Origin of the sequence: Pseudomonas sp. HMSC076A11 (assembly GCF_001810205.1) — a bacterium.
Classification (GTDB): Bacteria; Pseudomonadota; Gammaproteobacteria; order Pseudomonadales; family Pseudomonadaceae; genus Pseudomonas; species Pseudomonas aeruginosa.
Map to the genome: position 1 here is coordinate 19,368 of NZ_KV800279.1, position 258 is coordinate 19,625.

Annotated in this window: 1 pseudogene; it reads right to left on the minus strand. The window is 62.4% G+C overall.

The annotated features are described in order from the left end of the window. Window positions 1-258: pseudogene (locus HMPREF2716_RS29990) on the minus strand (chemotaxis protein); the annotation flags it as partial.

The window sequence follows — 258 nt, forward strand, 5'->3', positions numbered from 1 at the left end:
GGGTGTTGATCTCGGTGATGTCCATGTTCAGCGAATCGACCACCGCGGTCTGCTCCTCGGTGGCGGTGGCCACCGACTGGTTCATCCCGTCGATCTCGGCGATCCGTCCGGTGACGCTGCTCAGGCGTTCGCCGGCACGGTTGGCGATCTCCACGCTTTCAAGGCTGTAGCGCTGACTCTCGGTCATGGTACTGACCGCTTCCTGGGCGCCGATCTGCAGTTCCTCGATCATCTTCTGGATCTGCTGGGCCGACTCCT